The sequence below is a fragment of the Pseudomonas sp. ESBL9 genome (assembly GCF_036668715.1).
GTDB lineage: Bacteria > Pseudomonadota > Gammaproteobacteria > Pseudomonadales > Pseudomonadaceae > Aquipseudomonas > Aquipseudomonas lundensis.
Genome location: NZ_JAZEVV010000002.1, coordinates 545,061 through 565,110, shown reverse-complemented (window position 1 = coordinate 565,110; position 20,050 = coordinate 545,061). Strand labels below are relative to the sequence as shown.

The 20,050-nt window shown below is 61.0% G+C and carries 19 protein-coding genes and 1 pseudogene; 7 read left to right on the top strand and 13 right to left on the bottom strand.

Translation table 11 applies throughout. The features are described from left to right. Positions 1-9 precede the first annotated feature (9 nt). Positions 10-1,260 carry a sarcosine oxidase subunit beta family protein gene (locus tag V6F78_RS09150; protein WP_047291806.1) on the bottom strand — a complete coding sequence of 417 codons (1,251 nt, stop codon included), beginning with the start codon at positions 1,258-1,260 and terminating at the stop codon, positions 10-12. A gap of 22 nt (positions 1,261-1,282) precedes the next feature. Beyond that, on the bottom strand, positions 1,283-2,536 hold the full coding sequence (gene glyA / locus V6F78_RS09145) for a serine hydroxymethyltransferase (RefSeq protein WP_169858360.1): 1,254 nt from the start codon (positions 2,534-2,536) through the stop codon (positions 1,283-1,285). Between the two features lie 301 nt (positions 2,537-2,837). On the opposite strand from glyA, the gene V6F78_RS09140 reads away from it, so the two are divergent. After that, positions 2,838-3,878, top strand: a complete 1,041-nt coding sequence (locus V6F78_RS09140) for a threonine aldolase family protein (RefSeq protein WP_047291810.1) — start codon at positions 2,838-2,840, stop codon at positions 3,876-3,878. A 164-nt stretch (positions 3,879-4,042) separates the two neighbouring features. On the opposite strand, the gene V6F78_RS09135 is transcribed toward V6F78_RS09140, so the two are convergent. Together V6F78_RS09135 and V6F78_RS09130 are read right to left on the bottom strand one after the other, a co-directional pair. Next, on the bottom strand, positions 4,043-4,345 hold the full coding sequence (locus V6F78_RS09135) for a cell division protein ZapA (protein WP_047278128.1): 303 nt from the start codon (positions 4,343-4,345) through the stop codon (positions 4,043-4,045). Continuing rightward, positions 4,342-4,572, bottom strand: a complete 231-nt coding sequence (locus V6F78_RS09130) for a hypothetical protein (protein WP_047291812.1) — start codon at positions 4,570-4,572, stop codon at positions 4,342-4,344. The genes V6F78_RS09135 and V6F78_RS09130 overlap by 4 nt, the downstream gene beginning before the upstream one ends. A gap of 211 nt (positions 4,573-4,783) precedes the next feature. Here V6F78_RS09130 and V6F78_RS22410 point away from each other — a divergent pair. Continuing rightward, a pseudogene (locus V6F78_RS22410) lies at positions 4,784-5,623 on the top strand (MCP four helix bundle domain-containing protein); the annotation flags it as partial. Then, a complete protein-coding gene (locus tag V6F78_RS22405; protein WP_371057938.1) occupies positions 5,606-6,478 on the top strand; it encodes a methyl-accepting chemotaxis protein in 873 nt (290 codons plus the stop codon). The pseudogene V6F78_RS22410 and the gene V6F78_RS22405, both read left to right, overlap by 18 nt. 48 nt (positions 6,479-6,526) lie before the next feature. On the opposite strand, the gene gbcB is transcribed toward V6F78_RS22405, so the two are convergent. Next, complete coding sequence (gene gbcB / locus V6F78_RS09120) at positions 6,527-7,627, bottom strand: glycine-betaine demethylase subunit GbcB (RefSeq protein ID WP_047291816.1); 1,101 nt, start codon at positions 7,625-7,627, stop codon at positions 6,527-6,529. Positions 7,628-7,896: 269 nt separating this feature from the next. Here gbcB and gbcA point away from each other — a divergent pair, with 269 nt between their 5' ends. Further along, positions 7,897-9,189, top strand: coding sequence for a glycine-betaine demethylase subunit GbcA (gbcA, locus tag V6F78_RS09115; RefSeq protein ID WP_048375438.1), 1,293 nt, complete (start codon positions 7,897-7,899; stop codon positions 9,187-9,189). 63 nt (positions 9,190-9,252) lie between these two features. On the opposite strand, the gene V6F78_RS09110 is transcribed toward gbcA, so the two are convergent. The 7 genes from V6F78_RS09110 to V6F78_RS09080 all read right to left on the bottom strand — a co-directional run bounded on the left by V6F78_RS09110 (position 9,253) and on the right by V6F78_RS09080 (position 18,102). Then, a complete protein-coding gene (locus V6F78_RS09110; protein WP_047291820.1) occupies positions 9,253-9,828 on the bottom strand; it encodes a GNAT family N-acetyltransferase in 576 nt (191 codons plus the stop codon). A gap of 525 nt (positions 9,829-10,353) precedes the next feature. Next, positions 10,354-11,124 carry an electron transfer flavoprotein subunit beta gene (gene etfB, locus V6F78_RS09105; protein WP_169840207.1) on the bottom strand — a complete coding sequence of 257 codons (771 nt, stop codon included), beginning with the start codon at positions 11,122-11,124 and terminating at the stop codon, positions 10,354-10,356. 73 nt (positions 11,125-11,197) lie between these two features. Continuing rightward, a complete protein-coding gene (etfA, locus tag V6F78_RS09100; protein WP_169858362.1) occupies positions 11,198-12,409 on the bottom strand; it encodes an electron transfer flavoprotein subunit alpha in 1,212 nt (403 codons plus the stop codon). Continuing rightward, positions 12,406-14,349, bottom strand: coding sequence for a dimethylglycine demethylation protein DgcB (dgcB, locus tag V6F78_RS09095; protein ID WP_332726991.1), 1,944 nt, complete (start codon positions 14,347-14,349; stop codon positions 12,406-12,408). Before dgcB ends, etfA begins: the two co-directional genes overlap by 4 nt. A gap of 87 nt (positions 14,350-14,436) precedes the next feature. After that, positions 14,437-16,497, bottom strand: coding sequence for a dimethylglycine demethylation protein DgcA (dgcA, locus tag V6F78_RS09090; RefSeq protein ID WP_047291827.1), 2,061 nt, complete (start codon positions 16,495-16,497; stop codon positions 14,437-14,439). Positions 16,498-16,512: 15 nt separating this feature from the next. Continuing rightward, on the bottom strand, positions 16,513-17,043 hold the full coding sequence (locus tag V6F78_RS09085) for a DUF5943 domain-containing protein (RefSeq protein ID WP_047291829.1): 531 nt from the start codon (positions 17,041-17,043) through the stop codon (positions 16,513-16,515). Between the two features lie 81 nt (positions 17,044-17,124). Further along, entirely contained in the window at positions 17,125-18,102 is a 978-nt protein-coding gene (locus V6F78_RS09080) for a dipeptidase (protein WP_169840209.1), read from the bottom strand. A 228-nt stretch (positions 18,103-18,330) separates the two neighbouring features. Between V6F78_RS09080 and V6F78_RS09075 the strand changes: the two genes are divergently transcribed. Then, positions 18,331-18,732: a lysozyme inhibitor LprI family protein gene (locus V6F78_RS09075; RefSeq protein WP_094990628.1), complete on the top strand. Its 402-nt coding sequence runs from the start codon at positions 18,331-18,333 to the stop codon at positions 18,730-18,732. 55 nt (positions 18,733-18,787) lie between these two features. On the opposite strand, the gene V6F78_RS09070 is transcribed toward V6F78_RS09075, so the two are convergent. Beyond that, complete coding sequence (locus tag V6F78_RS09070; RefSeq protein ID WP_203305652.1) at positions 18,788-19,108, bottom strand: hypothetical protein; 321 nt, start codon at positions 19,106-19,108, stop codon at positions 18,788-18,790. A gap of 164 nt (positions 19,109-19,272) precedes the next feature. Between V6F78_RS09070 and V6F78_RS09065 the strand changes: the two genes are divergently transcribed. Beyond that, positions 19,273-19,689 (top strand): DUF3010 family protein, encoded by a 417-nt coding sequence (locus V6F78_RS09065; protein ID WP_314397655.1) that lies wholly within the window; start codon positions 19,273-19,275, stop codon positions 19,687-19,689. A gap of 109 nt (positions 19,690-19,798) precedes the next feature. Next, positions 19,799-20,047, top strand: a complete 249-nt coding sequence (locus tag V6F78_RS09060) for a hypothetical protein (protein ID WP_047291837.1) — start codon at positions 19,799-19,801, stop codon at positions 20,045-20,047. Positions 20,048-20,050: the final 3 nt, after the last annotated feature.

Below are 20,050 nucleotides of genomic sequence, written 5' to 3'. Positions count from 1 at the left end.
TTTCTCCTGTTAGTGAGCGACGGCAGCAGCGCCGTGTTCGTCGATCAGCGCGCCGTTGTGGAAGCGCTCAAGGGAAAACGGGGCGGCCAGCGGGTGCATCTCGCCCTTGGCCAGACTGGCGGCAAACACGTTGCCCGAGCCTGGGGTGGCCTTGAAGCCGCCCGTGCCCCAGCCGCAGTTGAAAAACAGGTTGGGCACCGGGGTTTTGGAGATGATCGGGCACGCGTCGGGCGTGGTGTCGACGATGCCGCCCCACTGGCGGTTCATGCGCACGCGGGACAACACCGGGAACATTTCCACAATCGCCTGGATCGTGTGTTCGATCACCGGGTAGGAGCCGCGCTGGCCGTAGCCGACCCAGCCGTCAATCCCCGCGCCGATCACCAGGTCGCCTTTGTCGGACTGGCTGATGTAGCCGTGGACGGCGTTGGACATGATGACGCTGTCGATGATCGGCTTGATCGGTTCGGACACCAGCGCTTGCAGCGGGTGCGACTCGATGGGCAGGCGGAACCCGGCCTGACGCGCCATGTGCCCCGAATTGCCCGCCGTGACCACGCCCACGCGCTTGGCGCCGATAAAGCCTTTGCTGGTTTCGACGCCGATGCACACACCGTTTTCCTTGCGAAAGCCCAGCACTTCGGTTTGTTGAATCAAGTCCACGCCCAACGCATCGGCTGCCCGGGCAAAGCCCCAGGCCACGGCGTCGTGACGCGCCACGCCGCCGCGACGTTGCACGGTGGCGCCCAGGACCGGGTAGCGGGTGTTTTTTGAGCAATCCAGGTACGGGATTTCATCGGCCACCTGCTGCGTGTTGAGCAGTTCACCGTCCACGCCGTTGAGGCGGTTGGCGCTGACCCGGCGTTCCGAGTCGCGCATGTCTTGCAGGGTATGGCACAGGTTGTAGACGCCGCGCTGGGAGAACATGACGTTGTAGTTGAGGTCCTGGGACAGGCCTTCCCAGAGTTTCATCGCGTGTTCATACAAGTGCGCCGACTCGTCCCACAAATAGTTGGAACGCACGATGGTGGTGTTACGCGCTGTATTGCCGCCCCCCAGCCAGCCTTTCTCGACCACGGCCACATTGGTGATGCCGTGTGCCTTGGCCAGGTAATACGCAGTGGCCAACCCGTGCCCGCCGCCCCCGACGATGACCACGTCGTAGACCTTTTTCGGCGTCGGTGTGCGCCACATCTTCTGCCAGTTTTCGTGGTGGCTGAGGGAGTGCTTGAAGAGGCCGAAGCCTGAATACCGTTGCATAGGATCTACTCCAAAACCGCGCTCAGCGATAAACCGGGAAGTCTTTGCACAGCGCCGTCACTTGCCGCGCCACGTCCGCCTCAATGTCGGCATCGCCGAGATGATCGAGGATGTCGCAGATCCAGCCAGCCAGCTCGGTGCATTGCGCCACTTTGAAACCGCGGGTGGTGACCGCCGGGGTGCCGATGCGCAACCCCGAGGTCACGAACGGCGACTGCGGGTCATTGGGCACTGCGTTCTTGTTGACGGTGATGTGGGCGCGGCCCAGCGCGGCATCGGCGTCTTTGCCGGTCAAGCCCTGACGGATCAGGCTGACCAGAAACAAATGGTTGTCCGTACCACCGGACACCACGTCATAGCCGCGTTTGATAAACACCTCGGCCATCGCCTGAGCGTTGTCGATCACGTGCTGTTGATAAGTGGTGAACGCAGGCTCCAGGGCTTCCTTGAAGCACACGGCCTTGGCCGCAATCACGTGCATCAGCGGCCCGCCCTGCCCGCCGGGGAACACGGCGGCATTGAGTTTTTTCTCCAGAGCTTCATTGCCACGGGCCAAAATCAGCCCGCCCCGTGGCCCGCGCAGGGTTTTGTGGGTGGTGGTGGTCACCACGTCGGCGTACGGCACCGGGTTGGGATATAAGCCTGCGGCCACCAGCCCGGCGACGTGGGCCATGTCGACAAACAGATATGCGCCCACCTTGTCCGCAATCTCCCGAAAGCGTGGGAAATCCAGGGTTTTGGAGTAAGCCGAAAAACCGGCAATGATCATTTTGGGCTGGTGCTCGACGGCCAGCCGCTCCACGTCGTCGTAGTCAATCAACCCGGTCGCGGTGTCGATGCCGTACTGCACGGCGTGATAGAGCTTGCCGGAAAAACTCACACTGGCGCCGTGGGTCAAGTGGCCACCATGGGCCAGACTCATGCCCAGCACGGTGTCACCGGCATTGAGCAAGGCCAGGTAGACCGCCGCGTTGGCCTGGCTGCCCGAGTGTGGCTGGACGTTGGCGTAATCGGCGCCGAACAGTTGCCTGGCGCGGTCGATGGCCAATTGCTCGACTTTATCCACATGCTGGCAGCCGCCGTAATACCGCTTACCCGGGTAGCCCTCGGCATACTTGTTGGTCAGGCCGCTGCCTTGGGCCTGCATGACGCGCTGGCTGGTGTAGTTTTCGGACGCGATGAGCTCGATGTGATCTTCCTGACGCTGATCTTCGGCATTCATGGCCGCTAACAAGGCGTCGTCGTACCCCTGTATCTGATCCTGCTTGCTGAACATCGCGTTCTCCCGGCGCCAGCGCGCCATTGGTCTGGATGAGGGCTTGCCCTGTGAGACCGATGGTAGGGCCGGCGCGGGCCGATCAAATGCCCACGCGCGCCACGCAGTGGTGCGTTTACGACATGCCGGTGGCATTGCCTTGCGAACCCGTGACGCACCGCGCAAGCAGCCCGTGCGGCTACAGGGCTGACAGGTCATTCGCCGGTTATTGCGTAAGAGATTTCCGCGACTTAATCCGTGCCTGTGCACCCGCAGATTTCTTGGCTAAAGTGCACGACAACTTTGACCACGGAACCGGAAAATGACTGACAAGAGCCAACAATTCGCCAGCGACAACTACTCCGGTATCTGCCCCGAAGTCTGGTCGGCCATGGAAAAGGCCAATCACGGCCACCAGCGTTCCTATGGCGATGACCAATGGACCCTGCGTGCGGCGGACGACTTCCGCAAACTGTTCGAAACCGACTGCGAGGTGTACTTCGCCTTCAACGGCACGGCGGCCAACTCGCTGGCGCTGTCGGCGTTGTGCCAAAGTTTCCACAGCGTCATCTGCTCCGAAACGGCCCACGTCGAGACGGACGAATGCGGCGCCCCGGAGTTCTTCTCCAACGGCTCCAAACTGCTGATCGCCCGCACTGAAAACGGCAAGATCACCCCTGAATCAATCCGCGAGATCGCTCTCAAGCGCAAAGACATCCACTACCCCAAGCCCCGCGTGGTGACCATCACCCAGGCCACTGAAGTGGGCAGCGTCTACACCCCGGAAGAAATCCGTGCCATCAGCGCCACCTGCAAAGAACTCGGCCTGTTGCTGCACATGGACGGCGCGCGTTTCTCCAATGCCTGCGCCTACCTGGGCTGCACCCCGGCCGAGCTGTCGTGGAAAGCGGGCGTGGACGTGCTGTGCTTTGGCGGGACCAAAAACGGCATGGCGGTGGGCGAAGCGATCCTGTTTTTCGACCACGCCCTGGCGGTGGACTTCGATTACCGCTGCAAACAGGCCGGGCAACTGGCCTCGAAAATGCGCTTTTTGTCGGCGCCGTGGGTCGGTTTGCTGGAAAACGGCGCCTGGCTCAAACACGCCAAACACGCCAACCACTGCGCGCAATTGCTCAGTGAACTGGTGAGTGACATTGACGGGGTTGAGCTGATGTTCCCGGTGCAGGCCAATGGCGTGTTCCTGCAACTGTCGGAACCGGCCGTAGCGGCACTGACCGCCAAGGGCTGGCGCTTCTATACCTTCATCGGCAAAGGCGGCGCCCGCTTCATGTGCTCGTGGGACACAGAAGAAGCCCGCGTACGGGAGCTGGCGGCGGATATTCGGGAAGTGATGGCGGGATAAGCGCCGCGGCTGCGACGCAATCGATCGCAGCCTCGTGTCTCGGGACGGCTACAGGGTCAGGAATGCCTGTGGTCGTGCACGAGTGCCGCGAGGCTGCGGTCGGCGACGTAACCCTCACCGGCATGCTCAGGGGTTACGAGCGCTGTGCACAGCATGGCGAATCGTCAGGATTGCCCGAGTGTTCGCTCTATCACATCGACCGTGGCGCTGACTTGCTCTTGATAACGGTCGAGCTCCTGTTTGTGGCTCAGTTGCAGTTCGATCTGTTGCGAACACAGATTCAAGGCTGCCAGCACCAACAGTTTGTCCCCGATCAGGCTCGGGTACTTGCGTTTCGTTTCGGCCAGGGCGGCTTTCAACATCACGGTGGCGGCCATCAGGGTTTGTTGCTCCCCTTCAGGTGCCTTGATCGTGTAGTCGTTACCCAGAATCGAGACGACATTTACACCGTCTCTGTCCACGCTCATGCGTTGACAGGGCTCACGCTCGCGCGCTCAACCAGTGCCTGAATGCGTGCTGCGGTGGCGCCTTGCTTCTCTTCGTGTTCCATCAGGCTCAGTTGCAGGCTTTCGTTTTCGTCTTTGGCCTGGGCCAGTTCAGCCGTCAGCTGAGAGTTGGCGTCCAGCAGTTCTTGCTTTTGCTGAACCAGGTCGCTGACCAGTTGTTCAAGTTTGCTAAGGGATGACTCAATCATGGGGAAGGTCTCAAGCAGTTTCAGAGGGCGCGTACGATAAAGAAAAGTCACCCTCTAAGCCAGGGTTATTCAGGCCCAAAGGCCCGATTTAGCTAGGGGCGCCGTTCATTTAGCCCCCTAAAGACTGTGGCAGGCCAACTAGGTTCCCGCCCCCGGTCGGCAAAGCCTGCGGCGCAACAATTTCGCGGACGGCATTCAAGACTTTAGTCTTATGACCGATAGGTCATATACACCCCGCATTGACGTCGCACGGACCGCGCCTCATCCCTCAGGAAACATCATGTCTTTACGCAATATGAATATCGCTCCGCGCGCCTTTTTAGGGTTTGCGCTGATCGGCACACTGATGCTGATTCTGGGGGCTGGCGCACTGCTCCAGATGGGCCAGATCCGCTCGGCGGCCGAGGACATCAGCACCACGAGCGTGCCGAGCATCCAGAACCTGGATGAGTTCACCCAACTGGCGTTGCGCCTGCGCGTGCTGTCGTACCGCTTGCTGATTAACCGTGAGCCCGACGTTCAGCAAAAAACCATGGAACTGCTGGACCTGCGCAACCAAGAGATCCGTACAGCGCAAACCGAGTACGAAAAGTACATCAGTAGCCCGCAAGAGCGGGCGGTGTACGAGCGCTACCAGCAACTGATGGGCAATTACCGTCAATTGGAGGACCGCATGCGCAGCCTGTCGCGCAATGGCGACATTGATCAATTGCGTGCGTTGCTCAATACCGAGCTGCTGGAAAACTCCGAAGCGATCAACAAAGAACTCAACAGCCTGATGCGTATCAACGGTCAGCAAATTGCAGAAGCCAACCAGCGTGCCAGTGACATGTATTCAGCCGCGATCAAGCTGGTGGTGTTCTTGCTGTTACTGGCCACTGCGCTGACCATCGCGTGCGCCCTGCTCCTGACCCGCAGCATCACTCAGCCCATCGCGCAGGCGCTTGAGGCGGCCGAAGCGATTGCCGAAGGCAACCTCACTCGCCCGATCAAGGTCGATGGCAGCGATGAAGCCGGTCGTCTGTTGCAGGCCATGGCCAAGATGCAAGGCAAGCTGCGTGACACCCTGCAACGGATTTCGGGCTCGGCCACGCAATTGGCGTCTGCGGCTGAAGAGCTGAACTGCGTCACGGACGAAAGCGCCAAAGGCCTGACCCAACAGAACAACGAGATCGAGCAAGCCGCAACGGCCGTCAACGAAATGACCAGTGCCGTAGAAGAAGTGGCACGTAACGCCGTCAGCACCTCCGAAGCCTCGAAAAATGCCACCGCCTCGGCCGGTGATGGCCGCGACCTGGTACTGGAAACTGTCAGCGCCATCGAACGCATGAGTGGCGATGTGCAGAGCACCGCGACCCTGATTGGCAACTTGGCCGCTGAGTCGCGGGACATTGGCAAAGTGCTGGATGTGATTCGCGGCCTGGCCGATCAGACCAACCTGCTGGCCTTGAACGCGGCCATCGAAGCGGCGCGTGCCGGTGAAGCGGGCCGCGGGTTTGCGGTCGTGGCGGACGAAGTGCGGGCACTGGCACATCGCACGCAGCAGTCGACCAGCGAAATTGAACGCATGATTGGCAGCATTCAGGGCGGCACCGAACAGGCCGTGGACTCGATGCGCAACAGCACCGAGCGCGCCGAATCGACGCTCAACATAGCCAAAGGCGCGGGCCTGGCGCTGGACACCATCAACACGGCGATTGTGGAAATCAACGAGCGCAACCTGGTGATTGCCAGCGCCGCCGAAGAACAGGCCCAAGTGGCCCGCGAAGTGGATCGTAACCTGGTCAACATCCGCGACTTGTCGGTGCAATCGGCAACGGGTGCCAGCCAGACCAGCTCGGCGAGCAATGAGCTGTCGCGCTTGGCGGTGGACCTGAACAGCATGGTTTCGCGCTTCAGTTTGTAAGCCAGACGTTAAAAGCCCCTCTCCCAAAGGGAGAGGGGCCTAGCCACCCTAAAACTCAATCCGCACATCCCCCTTCGGCACACTGCAACACGACAAGATGTAGCCTTCGGCCACGTCTTCATCGGTGATGCCGCCGTTGTGATCCATCTCCACGTCCCCGCCCAGCTTCAACACTTTGCACGTCCCGCAGATCCCCATCCCGCATGCCTTGGGAATCATCAGCCCCAACTTGGCCGCCGCCGCATGCACGGTTTCCGCCGGGCCCACGCGGATGCTCTTGCCCGACGCCGTGAACTCCACCTGATTAAGCTCGGACGCGTCCAGTTCGGGGGCATCGGCCGCCTGCTCGGCCTGCTCTTGCGCATCGGCCCGCACGCCGGGCGGCGTCGCGCCGAATGACTCTTCGTGGTAACGGCTCATGTCAAACCCGTTGGCTTCGAGCAACCGTTTGACCGCCGTCATGTACGGCGTGGGGCCGCAGCAGAACACTTCACGCTCCAGAAAATCAGGGGCCATCAGTTCCAGCATTTTGTGATTCAAATACCCGCGATACCCCGCCCAGGGTTCGCCCAGGCCGTGCTTTTCGCAGATCAGGTGCAGGCTGAAATTGTCGATGCGCGAGGCCATGTGCTCCAGCTCGCGGTGGTAAATGATGTCTTTGGGGGACCGCGCGCTGTGGATAAACACCATGTCGACATTGGCATTGGTGTCGTAAAACCAGCGCGCCATCGACATCACCGGGGTAATGCCCACCCCGCCACTGAGGTACAGCACTTTGGGGCTCGGCGCATCGATGGCATTGAACAGGCCCACCGGGCCATGCACGGCCAGCTCCTGACCTTCCTGCAAGGTGTCATGCAGCCAGTTGGACACCCGCCCGCCGGGGACGCGCTTGATGGTGACGGAAAAACTGTACGGCACCGAGGGTGAGCTGGAGATGGTGTACGAGCGCATCACTTGCTCGCCGTCGATGTCCAGTTCCAGCGTCACGAACTGCCCCGGCTTGAAAAAGAACAGGATCGGCTGGTCGGCCATAAAACAGAACGTGCGCACGTCCCAGGTTTCCTGAATCACTTTCACGCAGCGAACGGTGTGGCGGCCGTTGGCCCAGGTCTGGGTGGTTACCGGGTTCAGAAAGCTGTTGGACATGCGCTTCTCCACGGCCGACTGCCGGCCTCTTGCTGGCGATTCTGCGCATGCGCCGTGAGCGCCATTTATCTATTCGCGACATTCACATGCTTATCGCGACCAGCCCCTGAAAACGGGCGCTCGGGCGTCGGGAACAGATTGGGCCATGTCGCTCACAGACAGGGCCGCCGCGCGCTTGAAACGCACACTCAGCGCCAATGGCTTGACCTTGCGTCGCACCCTTGACCCGCCACTTGAAGGCCGCCTCCCATGGCCATGAGGACCACACGATGGACGTCACCGCAACCCTGAGCCTGGGCGATCCACTGGAACCCGCACGCAAGGCCACCGCCGAAATGCTGCACACCCGCGAACGGACGTTTTCCCTGCCCCAGCCGTTCTACAACGATGAGCGGTTGTTCGCCATCGACATGCAGGAGATTTTTCAGAAGGAATGGCTGATCGCAGGCATGACCTGCGAGATCCCGAGCAAGGGCAACTTCCTGACCCTGCAAGTGGGCAACAACCCGATCATCGTGATTCGCGGCGCCGAAGGCCAGGTGCATGCCTTTCATAACGTGTGCCGCCACCGGGGGTCCAGGCTGTGTACCAGCGAGAAAGGCAAAGTCGCCAAGCTGGTGTGCCATTACCACCAGTGGACCTACGAACTGGACGGGCGCCTGCTGTTTGCAGGCACTGAAATGGGCGCTGACTTCGACATGAAGCAGTACGGCCTCAAACCGGTGAACGTGAAAACCGCGGGCGGTTACGTCTTTATCAGCCTGGCCGAGCACCCGCCGGCCATTGATGAGTTCCTCGCCACGCTCGATCACTACATGGAACCCTACGACATGGAAAACACCAAAGTGGCGATCCAGACCACGCTGGTGGAGAAAGCCAACTGGAAACTGGTGCTGGAAAACAACCGCGAGTGTTACCACTGCAACGCCTCGCACCCGGAACTGCTCAAAACCTTGCTGGAATGGGACGACGTCACCGACCCGCGCGCCGATCAGGCGTTCAAGGACCACGTTGGCGCCTCGGCCGCTGCGTGGGATGCCGAACACATCCCCTATGCCCACCAAAGTTTTGGCCTGCGCAACCGCATCGTGCGCATGCCCCTGCTCAAGGGCACGGTGTCGATGACGCTGGATGGCAAACAAGGCTGTGCAAAACTCATGGGGCGCATCAAAAACCCGGACTTGGGTTCAATGCGCATCCTGCACCTGCCGCATTCGTGGAACCACTGCATGGGCGACCACATCATCGTGTTCACCGTCTGGCCGATCAGCGCGCAGGAGACCGTGGTCACCACCAAATGGCTGGTGCACAAGGAGGCAGTCGAAGGTGTGGATTACGACGTGCAGCGCATGCGCACCGTGTGGGACGCCACCAACGATCAGGACCGGCGACTGGCCGAAGAAAATCAGCGCGGGATCAACTCCACCGCTTACCAGCCGGGGCCATACTCCAAAACGTACGAATTTGGCGTGATCAACTTCGTGGACTGGTACAGCGAGCGCATGCTCAGCAACCTCGGTGCCGCGCCTGCGCCCTACCTTAAAGAAGTGAGCGCGCCCTGACGCCCGCCGTCGATCGCCTCGGCGCACGTGTCGCTGAGGCGATCGACCCGGCCCAAGCCAGCGTTACCGGGTCACGGGCCTGCTCATCAGATAGGCCTGCCCGGTCACGCGAAACAGCGGATGAGGCGTTATCTGGCAGGTTTTGACAATGCTAAAACCGTGGCGCTCATAAAAGCGTCGAGCCCCGGTATTGGCGGCGTAATCGATCAGGCTCAGGCCTTTGAGCCCCAGCGCCTCACAACGCGCCTGGGCCGCTTGGAGAAAGGTCGCCCCCAACCCCTGATTGCGCCAGCCCTCGTCCAGCGCCAGGCTGGAAATGTAGAGCGTGTCCGGTATTTCCATATCGGCATAGGGCGCCAACACCGGGTCAGTCACCGGCTCGGCGTGCGGGTCGTGGCGCATCACGTAGCTGTGCATCATGCCGATCACGCGCCCTTGGTGCTCCGCGATCAGGCAGTTCTCGTACGAAAAGTTCACCCCCTCACGGGCGTAACGCGCCGCGCCCACCTCCAGTAAGTCCTCACCGGGTTGTGCAATCAGGCTCCAGATGTAATCCGCCCCACCTTCGGAGCTGATCTGGAAAAAACGGGCAATTTCGCGCGCGTCGTCACGTCGAGCCGGTCTGAATAAAACAGTCATGGGTGTCTCTTGCGCCTGGAGTGGACCGTTTTTTTAGCCCACGACGTTTGCTCTCACAACGGCTGCTTGCACGCTATGTATAACGAGATATGTCCACTGAGTGATCATTTTTTGATCAATGGCGCACACCCCGTGCATTCAAAGGCGCGTAGCCAAGCACGAACACGTTATCCACAGGCACACCCACAGCAATTGTGGGGAAGTGGACACATCATCCACCCAACGGCCATTGATCAATTTTTGTACAAAATCCTGCACGTCACGTCCTGCGTGGCCTACAGCGGAAAGCGAACACGTTATCCACACATCCGCCAACAGAGAATGTGCGCAACTTATGCACGGTGCCTGCGGCTGTGGAAAAGCCCTTCAAAGCGCCGATATTCAAGGCTTTAGAGAGCGAGCCGTGGATAAACCTGATATTTGGCTATTTTTTGACCAAAATCCTGCAAGCCACGTTTTGCAAGGCTTGCAGCGGATAGCGAACATGTTATCCACACAAGCGCTAACAGACTTTGTGGGCAAGTCTCACCGCACCACCCCTTCTTCGATCAGCAACGTCAAAATCGCTTGCGCGCCTTCTTCAGCACTCACGCCGCTGAGGACGCGTCCGCTGCCGCCTGCGGCCTTGGCTGTCGCGGCTTTCATGCGGTCGGCGCCGCTCTTGGCCTTGATCACCTTGAGGCGTTTGGGTCGGGGCTTGGCAGGGGATAACGTAGCTGCTGTGGATAACTGATCGTCAACCACCTCAACGTCTTGCGCGTCAATCTCCCCCCGCATGGCCGGGCCATAAGCGCTTTGTCGGCCAGTGGGTGCGGCATTATCCACAGTGGCCATAAAGGGCAAGCGCACGTGCAGGCGTCGACGCTGCCCACGGGGCAAGGCTTGCAACACGCTGGCCACGCCGTCGTGGACAGACTCGATCTGCGCCACCCCTGCCACCAGCGGCCAGCCCAGTTGCTCAGCCAACAGGTACGGGAGCATGCCGGAGCCCTCGCCGGTTTCTGCCTGATTGCCGGTGAGCACCACCTGCACACCCGCCTCACGCAGATAGTCGCGCAGCACGGGCACGGCATCGGCCTGTGGGGGTTGTTCGAGCACCTGCAACTGCGCCAGCCCCATGCCCAGATACGCGCGCAATGCGGGCTCATGGGGGTTGCCCGCGTGCAGCACGTGCAGGTCATCGCCGGCCAGTTGCAGGCCCATTTCTACCGCGCGGGCATCTTGTTCGGCGCGGCGTGGGCGCTGTGAGGCGGGGTGGATACCGATGGATACCAATACGACGGTGGGGATGGTCATGAATCACACTCCAAATCAAAAGCCCTCACCCTGGCCCGCTCGCAGAGGGAGAGGGTTGGGGGTGTGGGCGCGGTTAAGCTGCATCCCGCACGTGGTCTTGCCGCCACTTATCCACAGCCGCCAGCAACGCCTCAAGCACTAACGCCGCATCCCCAATCACCGACAAGTCGGCGCGTTTGATCATGTCGCAAGCCGGGTCGAGGTTGATCGCCACGACTTTGTCGCACGCCCCCATGCCTTGCAGATGCTGAATGGCGCCACTGATCCCGACCGCCACATACACGCGGGCGGTCACCCAAGTGCCGCTGGCGCCAACTTGCCGCTCACGCGCCATAAAGCCTGCGTCCACAGCCACCCGGGATGCACCTTCAGTGGCGCCCAACGCCGCAGCGGTCCTGTGGAAAAGCCCCCAGTCTTTGACCCCATTGCCGCCACTGAGAATGAACGGCGCTTCAGCCATCGGGATCACCGACGGGTCGACTTCAACCGGCCCCAAGTCTTCTATGCGCGGCAAGTTGGCGACAACGGGTGTGGATAACTCAACGACCAACGCTTGGTGGCGGGTCTCGCTCACCGCATCGGCGCATTCGGCCGCCGCCAAAATCAACCGGGGCACGGGTTGTTGCAGGTCTTGCACACCCGCGCCCGCACGGCCGATGCACAGACCGTCCTTGACCTGCCAGACCCGTGTTGCAGGACGCTCACCGATGCGCGCGGCAAACCGCCGACCCCGCTCACCGCCCCCTTCGCGGCTGTCGGGCAACACCCAATGCCGGGGGGAAAATTGGTTATCCACAGCCTGGAGCGCCAACACTAGCTGCTCCGGTGCATAACCTTGATGGTCGAGCATCAGCAATCGATCCACCCCGGCCTCTGCAAAAGCACGCTCCTTATGCTCCCCGAATACCACGGCCAACACCGCGCCTTCGCTGCCTGCCAAGACATGCGCCAAGCCAAGCACGTCGCGATCGTGAGCACTCAACCGGCCTCCAGGCAGGTCGGGCACGACGGCGATGTAGAACGCAGGACTCGGCACCTGATGCAACGGCCGTTGAGCCTGCACACTGACCGCACGCCGGGTCGATCCGCCTTGCTGGCCGCCACTGCGGTCAATGCGCTTGAGCCCCTGCGGGCCGATAAACCCCACGCCGTGGACATTTTTGCGCAGCACGCCGTTGGGCCCCATCCAGCGTTCAGGTCGCGGTTGCAAGGCCGCATGCAGCGGGTGCAGACGATTACGGGCAATCCACTCGGCACGCGGGTCACGACGAAGCACGTCACTCATGCGATCACCTCCTGGGTGTTGTGCTTCGCGAGGCGGGGCGCTGTGGCTCGCTCCACCAATGCATCGGCCACCAGTTCGGCCAGGTCTTTGATCTGCGGGCGCGGCGCGACCACCCCTTCGAGCATGGCCGTGCATTGCGGGCAGCCCACGGCCACCCGTTCGACGCCGGTTTCGCGGATGTCGGCCATGCGCATGTCAGGGATGCGCTGTGTGCCGGGGATGTCGGTAATCGGCGCCCCGCCCCCGCCGCCGCAACAGCGGGAACGGAACCCCGAACGCTGCATGTCCTGAACCTCAAGCCCCAGTGCACGCAGCACCTGACGCGGAGCCTCGTATTCGCCGTTGTAGCGGCCCAGGTAACACGGGTCGTGGTAGGTCACGCGGCCTCCGGTGTCCGGTTTAAGCTCAAGCAGCCCGCCCTCGATCAACTCGGCCATGTAGGTGCTGTGATGCTGCACCCGGTAATCACCGCCCAAGGCGCCGTATTCGTTTTTCAACACGTGAAAGCTGTGGGGGTCGCAGGTGACGATGCGGCTGAAGGCGTACTGCGCCAGGGTCTGGATATTGCGCGTGGCCAACGCTTGAAACGTGGCTTCGTCGCCCAGACGCCGGGCCACGTCGCCACTGTCGCGTTCTTCAAGCCCCAGGACGGCGAAATCAACACCCGCCGCCTTCAGGACGCTGACAAAAGCACGCAGGGTGCGTTGATTGCGCAGGTCAAACGCGCCGTCACCGACCCAAAACAGCACGTGTGCCGAACGCTTGTCGCGCATCAGCGGCAGGTTCAAATCGGCGGCCCAGTTCATGCGCCCGCCCGGTGCGAACCCGCCGGGGTTGTCCGTGGCGATCAGGTTGTCCAGCACCTGCGCACCGGTATTGGGCGTGGCGCCTTTTTCCAACGTGAGAAAGCGCCGCATGTCGACGATGGCGTCCACGTGCTCGATCATCATCGGGCACTCTTCGACACAGGCTCGGCAGGTGGTGCAGGACCACAACGTGTCAGCGTCCACCAAGCCGTTGACGATGGGCTGATGCGCAGTGCCCCCGTGCTCACCGAGGGGCTTGCCGGGGTAAGGGCTGCCTGCAAAGTGAGCATCGGTGCCCCCCGCCATGCCCACCACCATGTCTTGAATCAACTTCTTCGGGTTCAGCGGCTGGCCTGCAGCAAAGGCCGGGCACGCGGCTTCGCACTTGCCGCATTGCACACAGGCGTCAAACCCCAGGAGCTGGTTCCAGGTGAAGTCTTCAGGTTTTTCTACGCCCAAAGGGGCGCGGCGATCGGACAGGTCCAGGGCTTTCAAACCGGTGGAGCGCCCGCCGCCAAACCGCTCGGGGCGTCGGTGCCAGGCCAGGTGCAAGGCCCCGGCAAACGCATGCTTCATCGGCCCGCCCCAGGTCATGCCGAAGAACAATTCGCCCAGGCCCCAGACCACGCCCACGCCCAACAGCGCCGCCAGCGACCACCCCCCGAAGCCTTCAGGCAATACACCCGCCACGGGCAGGGTCAGGATGAAAAAGCTCGCGGCAAACACCAGCAGGCTTTTCGGCAGGCGCATCCACGGGCCTTTGGACAGACGGCTCGGCGGGTTGAGGCGACGTTTGAAGACAAACAGCGCCCCCACACCCATCAGCGCCGTGGCACACAGCAAGGCGTAGGCAAGGACGCGCTGATGCACGCCCACCCCATGAACCAGAATCGCCAGCACCGCCGCCAGCACAAAGCCGCCCGCCGTGGCCACGTGGGTGTTGGCCATGTAGCGGTCGCGGGCCACGACGTGGTGCAGGTCGTTCATGTAGCGCTTGGGCATGGCCAGCAGGCCGCCCAACAGATCGACGCGGGACGGGCGGCCCTGACGCCAGAGGTGGATTCGCCGAAACGCGCCGATGAGGGTCAGGCCCAGTGCCGCGAAGATCAGGAGGGGAAGAAGGATGTTCAGCATGGGTGGCTCCCATCAAGATTCGGTTTGAGCACATGCCCTCACCCCCGACCTCTCCCTCCGGGGGAGGTGGAGGCCCGGGGGTTTACCTCAGAAGTCCTTGCACAACCTGAGCGCGTCATAGATCGCCGCATGCACATTGCGTTGCGCCACGCAGTCGCCAATGCGGAACAACAAGTACCCATCACCCGCCTCGCTCAGGCACGGCTGCGGCTGGATCGCGAACAACGCTTCAACGTCTATCTGCCCTTTATTGCGCGAACCGGGCTTGAGCGCGTAGTACAACGCTTCGTCCGGGCGCACGCCGTTTTCCACCACCACCTGGTCCAGCACGCGCTCTTCCCGGGCCCCGGTGTATTCGTTTTCCAGCACGGCAATCAGCGTGTCGCCTTCGCGGTACACCTGCTCCAGCATCATGTCGCCGGTCATGATGACTTCTTTGGGGTACAGGCTGCGGTAGTAGGTGGGGAACGAGGTGCCGCCAATCGCCACGCCGGGTTTGATGTCGTCGGTGACGATCTCGACCTGCGCGCCTTTCTCGGCCAAAAAGTCGGCTACCGACATGCCCGTGAATTCGCAAATGGTGTCGTACACCAGCACGTTTTTACCCGGCGCCACCTTGCCGTCCAGGACGTCCCAACTGCTGACCACCAACCCTTGGGCGGCGCCCCAGTGTTCGTTCTGTTCCACATACGCGTGCCCGCCCACGGCCAGCACCACGATGTCAGGGCGCAGGTCTAAAATCGTGGCCTCATCGGCCGCCGTTCCGAGCCGCACGTCTACGTTCAGGCGCGCCAGTTCCAGCTGAAACCAACGCGTGATGCCGGCCATCTGGTCACGCTGCGGGGCTTTGGCGGCCAGGCTGATTTGCCCGCCCATGGCCTCGCGTTTTTCAAACAGGGTCACGTGGTGCCCGCGTTCGGCCGCCACCCGCGCCGCTTCCATGCCCGCAGGGCCAGCGCCCACAATCACCACGCTGCGTTTGGGGCCGGTGGACTTCTGGATGAGGTGCGGCACGCCCATGTATTCACGGGAGGTGGCGGCGTTCTGGATGCACAGCACGTCCAGCCCCTGGTACTGACGGTCGATGCAGTAGTTGGCACCCACGCATTGTTTGATCTGATCGACCTGGCCCATTTTGATTTTGGCGATCAGGTGCGGGTCAGCGATGTGGGCACGGGTCATGCCGACCATGTCCACATAACCGCCTTCCAGGATGCGCGTGGCCTGGGTCGGGTCTTTGATGTTTTGTGCGTGCAGCACCGGCGCCTTGACCACCTCCTTGATGCCCGCCGCCAGGTGCAGGAACGGCTCCGGCGGGTAGCTCATGTTCGGGATGACGTTGGCCAGCGTGTTGTGGGTGTCGCAGCCCGAGCCAACCACGCCGATGAAGTCCAGCATGCCGGTGTCGTCGTAATATTGTGCAATCTGCTTCATGTCCTCGTGGCTCAGGCCATCGGGGTGAAACTCGTCGCCGCACAGGCGAATGCCCACACAAAAATCCGGGCCGACTTCGGCACGCACCGCTTTGAGCACTTCAAGGCCAAAACGCATGCGGTTTTCAAAACTGCCGCCCCATTCGTCGGTGCGTTTGTTGACGCGCGGGCTCCAGAACTGGTCGATCATGTGCTGGTGCACCGCCGACAGTTCCACGCCGTCCAGCCCACCTGCCTTGGCCCGGCCCGCGGCGCTGGCGTAGTTGCCGATGATGCGCCAGATTTCTTCGGGTTCGATGGTTTTGCAGGTGGCGCGGTGCACCGGTTCGCGCACGCCTGACGGCGACATCAGGGTCGGCCAGTTAAAACCGTCCCACCGCGAGCGACGGCCCATGTGGGTTATCTGGATCATGATTTTGGCGCCGTGCTTGTGCATCGCATCGGCCAGGTTCTGAAAGTGCGGGATGATGCGGTCGGTGCTCAGGTTGACCGAACTCCACCACGCTTGCGGGCTGTCGATGGCCACCACCGATGAACCGCCACAAATGGCCAGCCCGATGCCGCCCTTGGCCTTTTCTTCGTAGTACTGCACGTAGCGCTCGGTGGTCATGCCGCCGTCGGTGGCATACACCTCGGCATGGGCCGTGCTGAGCACACGGTTACGGATGGTCAACTTGCCGATTTGAATCGGCTCAAACATCGCTTCGAACGCCATATCCCGATCCTCGACTTACAACGGCTTGACGGTAAACAGGCCGTGGTCATGGCCTTCTTGCGATCCGCTGTAGACCTGCTCGGCCACGGTGCGTAACTGACTGCCCCGCGCGTGCAGAATCTGGTCCATCGCCCCGGCAAACCAACCGGTGAACATGTAGTCGACCTTGCGCCCGACCTTGCCGTACACGTACACGAAGCACGAGTGTTGGAGCGCGACCGTGGCCGTCCCCGTGTCGAGGTCAATGGCCTGGATGTTGAACAGCCCCCAGCCGCGCTGCGACAGGCGTTTCATGTAGTGCTCGAACACCGCGACGCCTTCAAGGCCGTGGCATTCGGCTTCTTTTTCGCACCAATGCCAGGCGGATGTGTAACCGGCCTTGTAGAGAATATCGGCGTACGCCTCGGCCCCCAGCACGTCCTCAATGCCCCGGTGGTTGTTGACGAAAAAATGGCGCGGCACGTACAGCATCGGCAAGGCGTCGGAGGTCCAGACGCCGGTTTCGCTGTCGACTTCGATGGGCAGTTGCGGGGCGATTTTAGCCATGGGTACCACTCCAGAAATTGATTCACAGTGTTGCGTGGCGCTGGCGCCTTTACCGGTGAGCGCAGCAGGTGTGAGCGCGCGTCACTCGCCCCACACGTCCTTGAGCACGTTGACCCAGTTTTCCCCCATGATCTTGCGCACCAGGCGTTCGCTGTGGCCGCGCTTGAGCAGTGTTTCGGTGAGGTTGGGGAACTCGCCCACGGTGCGGATGCCCAGCGGGTTGATGATTTCGCCGAAGCGGGTCAGGCGCCGGGCGTAGCCTTTGTCGTGGGTCAGCATTTCGAAAAAATCCTGCCCATGGCCCTGGGTAAAGTCGGTGCCAATCCCGATGGCGTCTTCGCCCACGAGGTTGAGGGTGTATTCGATGGCCTCAGCGTAATCGTCGATGGTCGAATCGATGCCCTTGGCCAAAAACGGCGCGAACATGGTCACGCCGACAAAGCCGCCATGGTCGGCAATGAACTTGAGTTCTGCGTCGGCTTTATTGCGCGGGTGTTCTTTAAGACCGGACGGCAAGCAGTGCGAATAGCAGACCGGTTTGGTGGAGGCCAGGATCACCTCTTCAGAGGTTTTGGCGCCCACATGGGACAGGTCGCACAGGATGCCGGCGCGGTTCATTTCGGCCACCACTTCATGCCCGAACCCCGACAGCCCGCCATCGCGTTCGTAGCAACCAGTGCCCACCAGGTTCTGCGTGTTGTAGCACAGCTGCACCACGCCGACGCCGAGCTGCTTGAAGATCTCGATATAGCCCAGTTGGTCTTCGAACGCATGGGCGTTCTGGAAGCCGAAAATGATCCCGGTCTTGCCCTGTTCCTTGGCGCGGCGGATGTCGGCCGTGGTCTTGACCGGGATGACCAGGTCACTGTTCTCGCGGATCAGCGTCTGGCTGGCGACGATGTTATTGATCGTCGCCTGAAACCCTTCCCACACTGACACGGTGCAGTTGGCCGCCGTCAGGCCGCCCTTGCGCATGTCTTCGAACAGGTCGCGGCTCCATTTGGCAATGATCAGCCCGTCGATAACGATGCTGTCGGCGTGCAACTCGGCTGGGCTCATCAGGCGTCCCCTTGGTGGCGATTGCGGCGCCGAATCGTCTGCCGGCGCTGTGGGGCCAGCATAGGCCGGGGGTTGAAAGCGGCCGGGTGCAAAAGCGACAGCGCGATTGCCGAAAGCGTCAATCCACGACAAAGCGCATCGCCGCCGCTTGATGGCCTATGCTGCCTGACTGTTATTTAGGGGGCGGTTCAGCCAGAATCGGTCCCAACTCTGGATTAGGAAGGCGCAATGAAATCGATTCTCCTGGCCTTGGCGTTGATCACAAGCGGCGCCTACGCGGCCGATGATGCCGACTTCAACCCCTGTGACGCGGTCGAAAACGACCAGCAAACCCTGGCGTGTTCGGTCTACAGCCGCAACGCTGCCGAGCAGTTGCTGACCGATAACTACGAAGCCCTGCAAGCTCGCATGACCAACTTGTATGGCGGCAACCCGACCCAACTCAACAACATCACCAGCAAAATCAAAACCGCCCAGTCATTGTGGTTGCACCAGCGTGACGCCGATTGCGCGGTTGCCGTGTTCCCGGCCACGGCAGGCACCGAGGCGTTCAACATTGCGCAGAACGACTGCATTGCCCGCGTCAGCGATGACCGGTCGGAGTTTTTGGAATCGATTGGGCAGGAGTGAACAACGACAGCCAACCCCTTGGCCGCAGCGCAAAGGGCAGGCTGTTGCGAGCGCCTTAATCAACAATCTTGATGTTCAGTTCAGCCGATTTTTCTTGACCGACCGTGTACATCACCGTTGCCGTTTTGCCTGAAAACTCGCTGTACCAGCCTGACTCCAGACGTAGCCTCAGTGGCGTAGTGCCGCTCGTCGTGCCTTTAACAGACCGATCATGCCCTTCTACCAGAAAGTGGGCGGTCAGCTCGGTTTTGTCGGGCAGACCCGCGATGACCACATTCACATGGGTCCCGTTGCCTTTTATGGAAATTTCCTTCAGTTCAATATTTTGAGAGTTTTGAACGGTGGGCGCTGGCAGATTTTGATTTTTAGAACTCATGTCAATACATCCTTTGTGTTGAGTTAATACATCAGGAAGTTCAACGTGCACGCTGACACTCACGCACTGCTCAGCACTTATCCGTGAATACGGCCCCCTTAAATACTGTCAGAAATAACAGTCTCGACGACTGGTTCACGTCACTCACTCAACACAGGTTTTTTATGACTATTTGCGGCATTGATATCAAAGGCAGTGAAGCCATTTTCGCCGTGGCCACCCAAGGCGCCCACGGTCTGGAGCACGTGGCCATTGCCACTAAAAAGATTGCCCTGGACGACGATGAAAACGCCGCTCATGTCAAAGCGTTTGCTGCCTCGATCGCGGCCTTTGTGAACACCCACGCCATCACGCGCATCGCCATTAAAAAACGCAGTAAAAAAGGCGAGTTTGCCGGTGGCCCGATCACGTTCAAAATCGAAGGCATCATCCAGTTGCTGAACCACTGCGAGGTGCAATTGCTCTCGCCGCAAACCCTGACCGCGCAATTCAAAAAACACGCGTTCGACCTGCCTGCGTCGCTCAACAAATACCAACATGACGCTTACAAAACAGCGTGCGCTGCCTTGTTAAAAGCCTGAAAGCGACCTGCTTTTAGGCAAACCAGACATCCGGTCAACGTGCGCTTGCCCATCGCCACGAGCACGACCAGACTCACTTCACGTTCATGCCCTGCACAAGGATAAAAATATGATGCACGCAGACTTGATTGATGAAGTGGATCTGGTCAACCAGTTGCGCTCGCTGGGGTTTGAGGTGTCGGGCAGCGCGGAACACGCCTGCAGCAGCGCGGTGTGCGGTTTGAGTGAAACCGGCGCGCAGGCACTCAAGCAGATGGTAGAAAAGCTCTACACCGGCAACGCCACACTCTTGCCAGCGGTGCGCCAAGCCATCGACCAACAACTGCTACCGGGGCTGGTGCGTTTCAAACGCACCTGATTG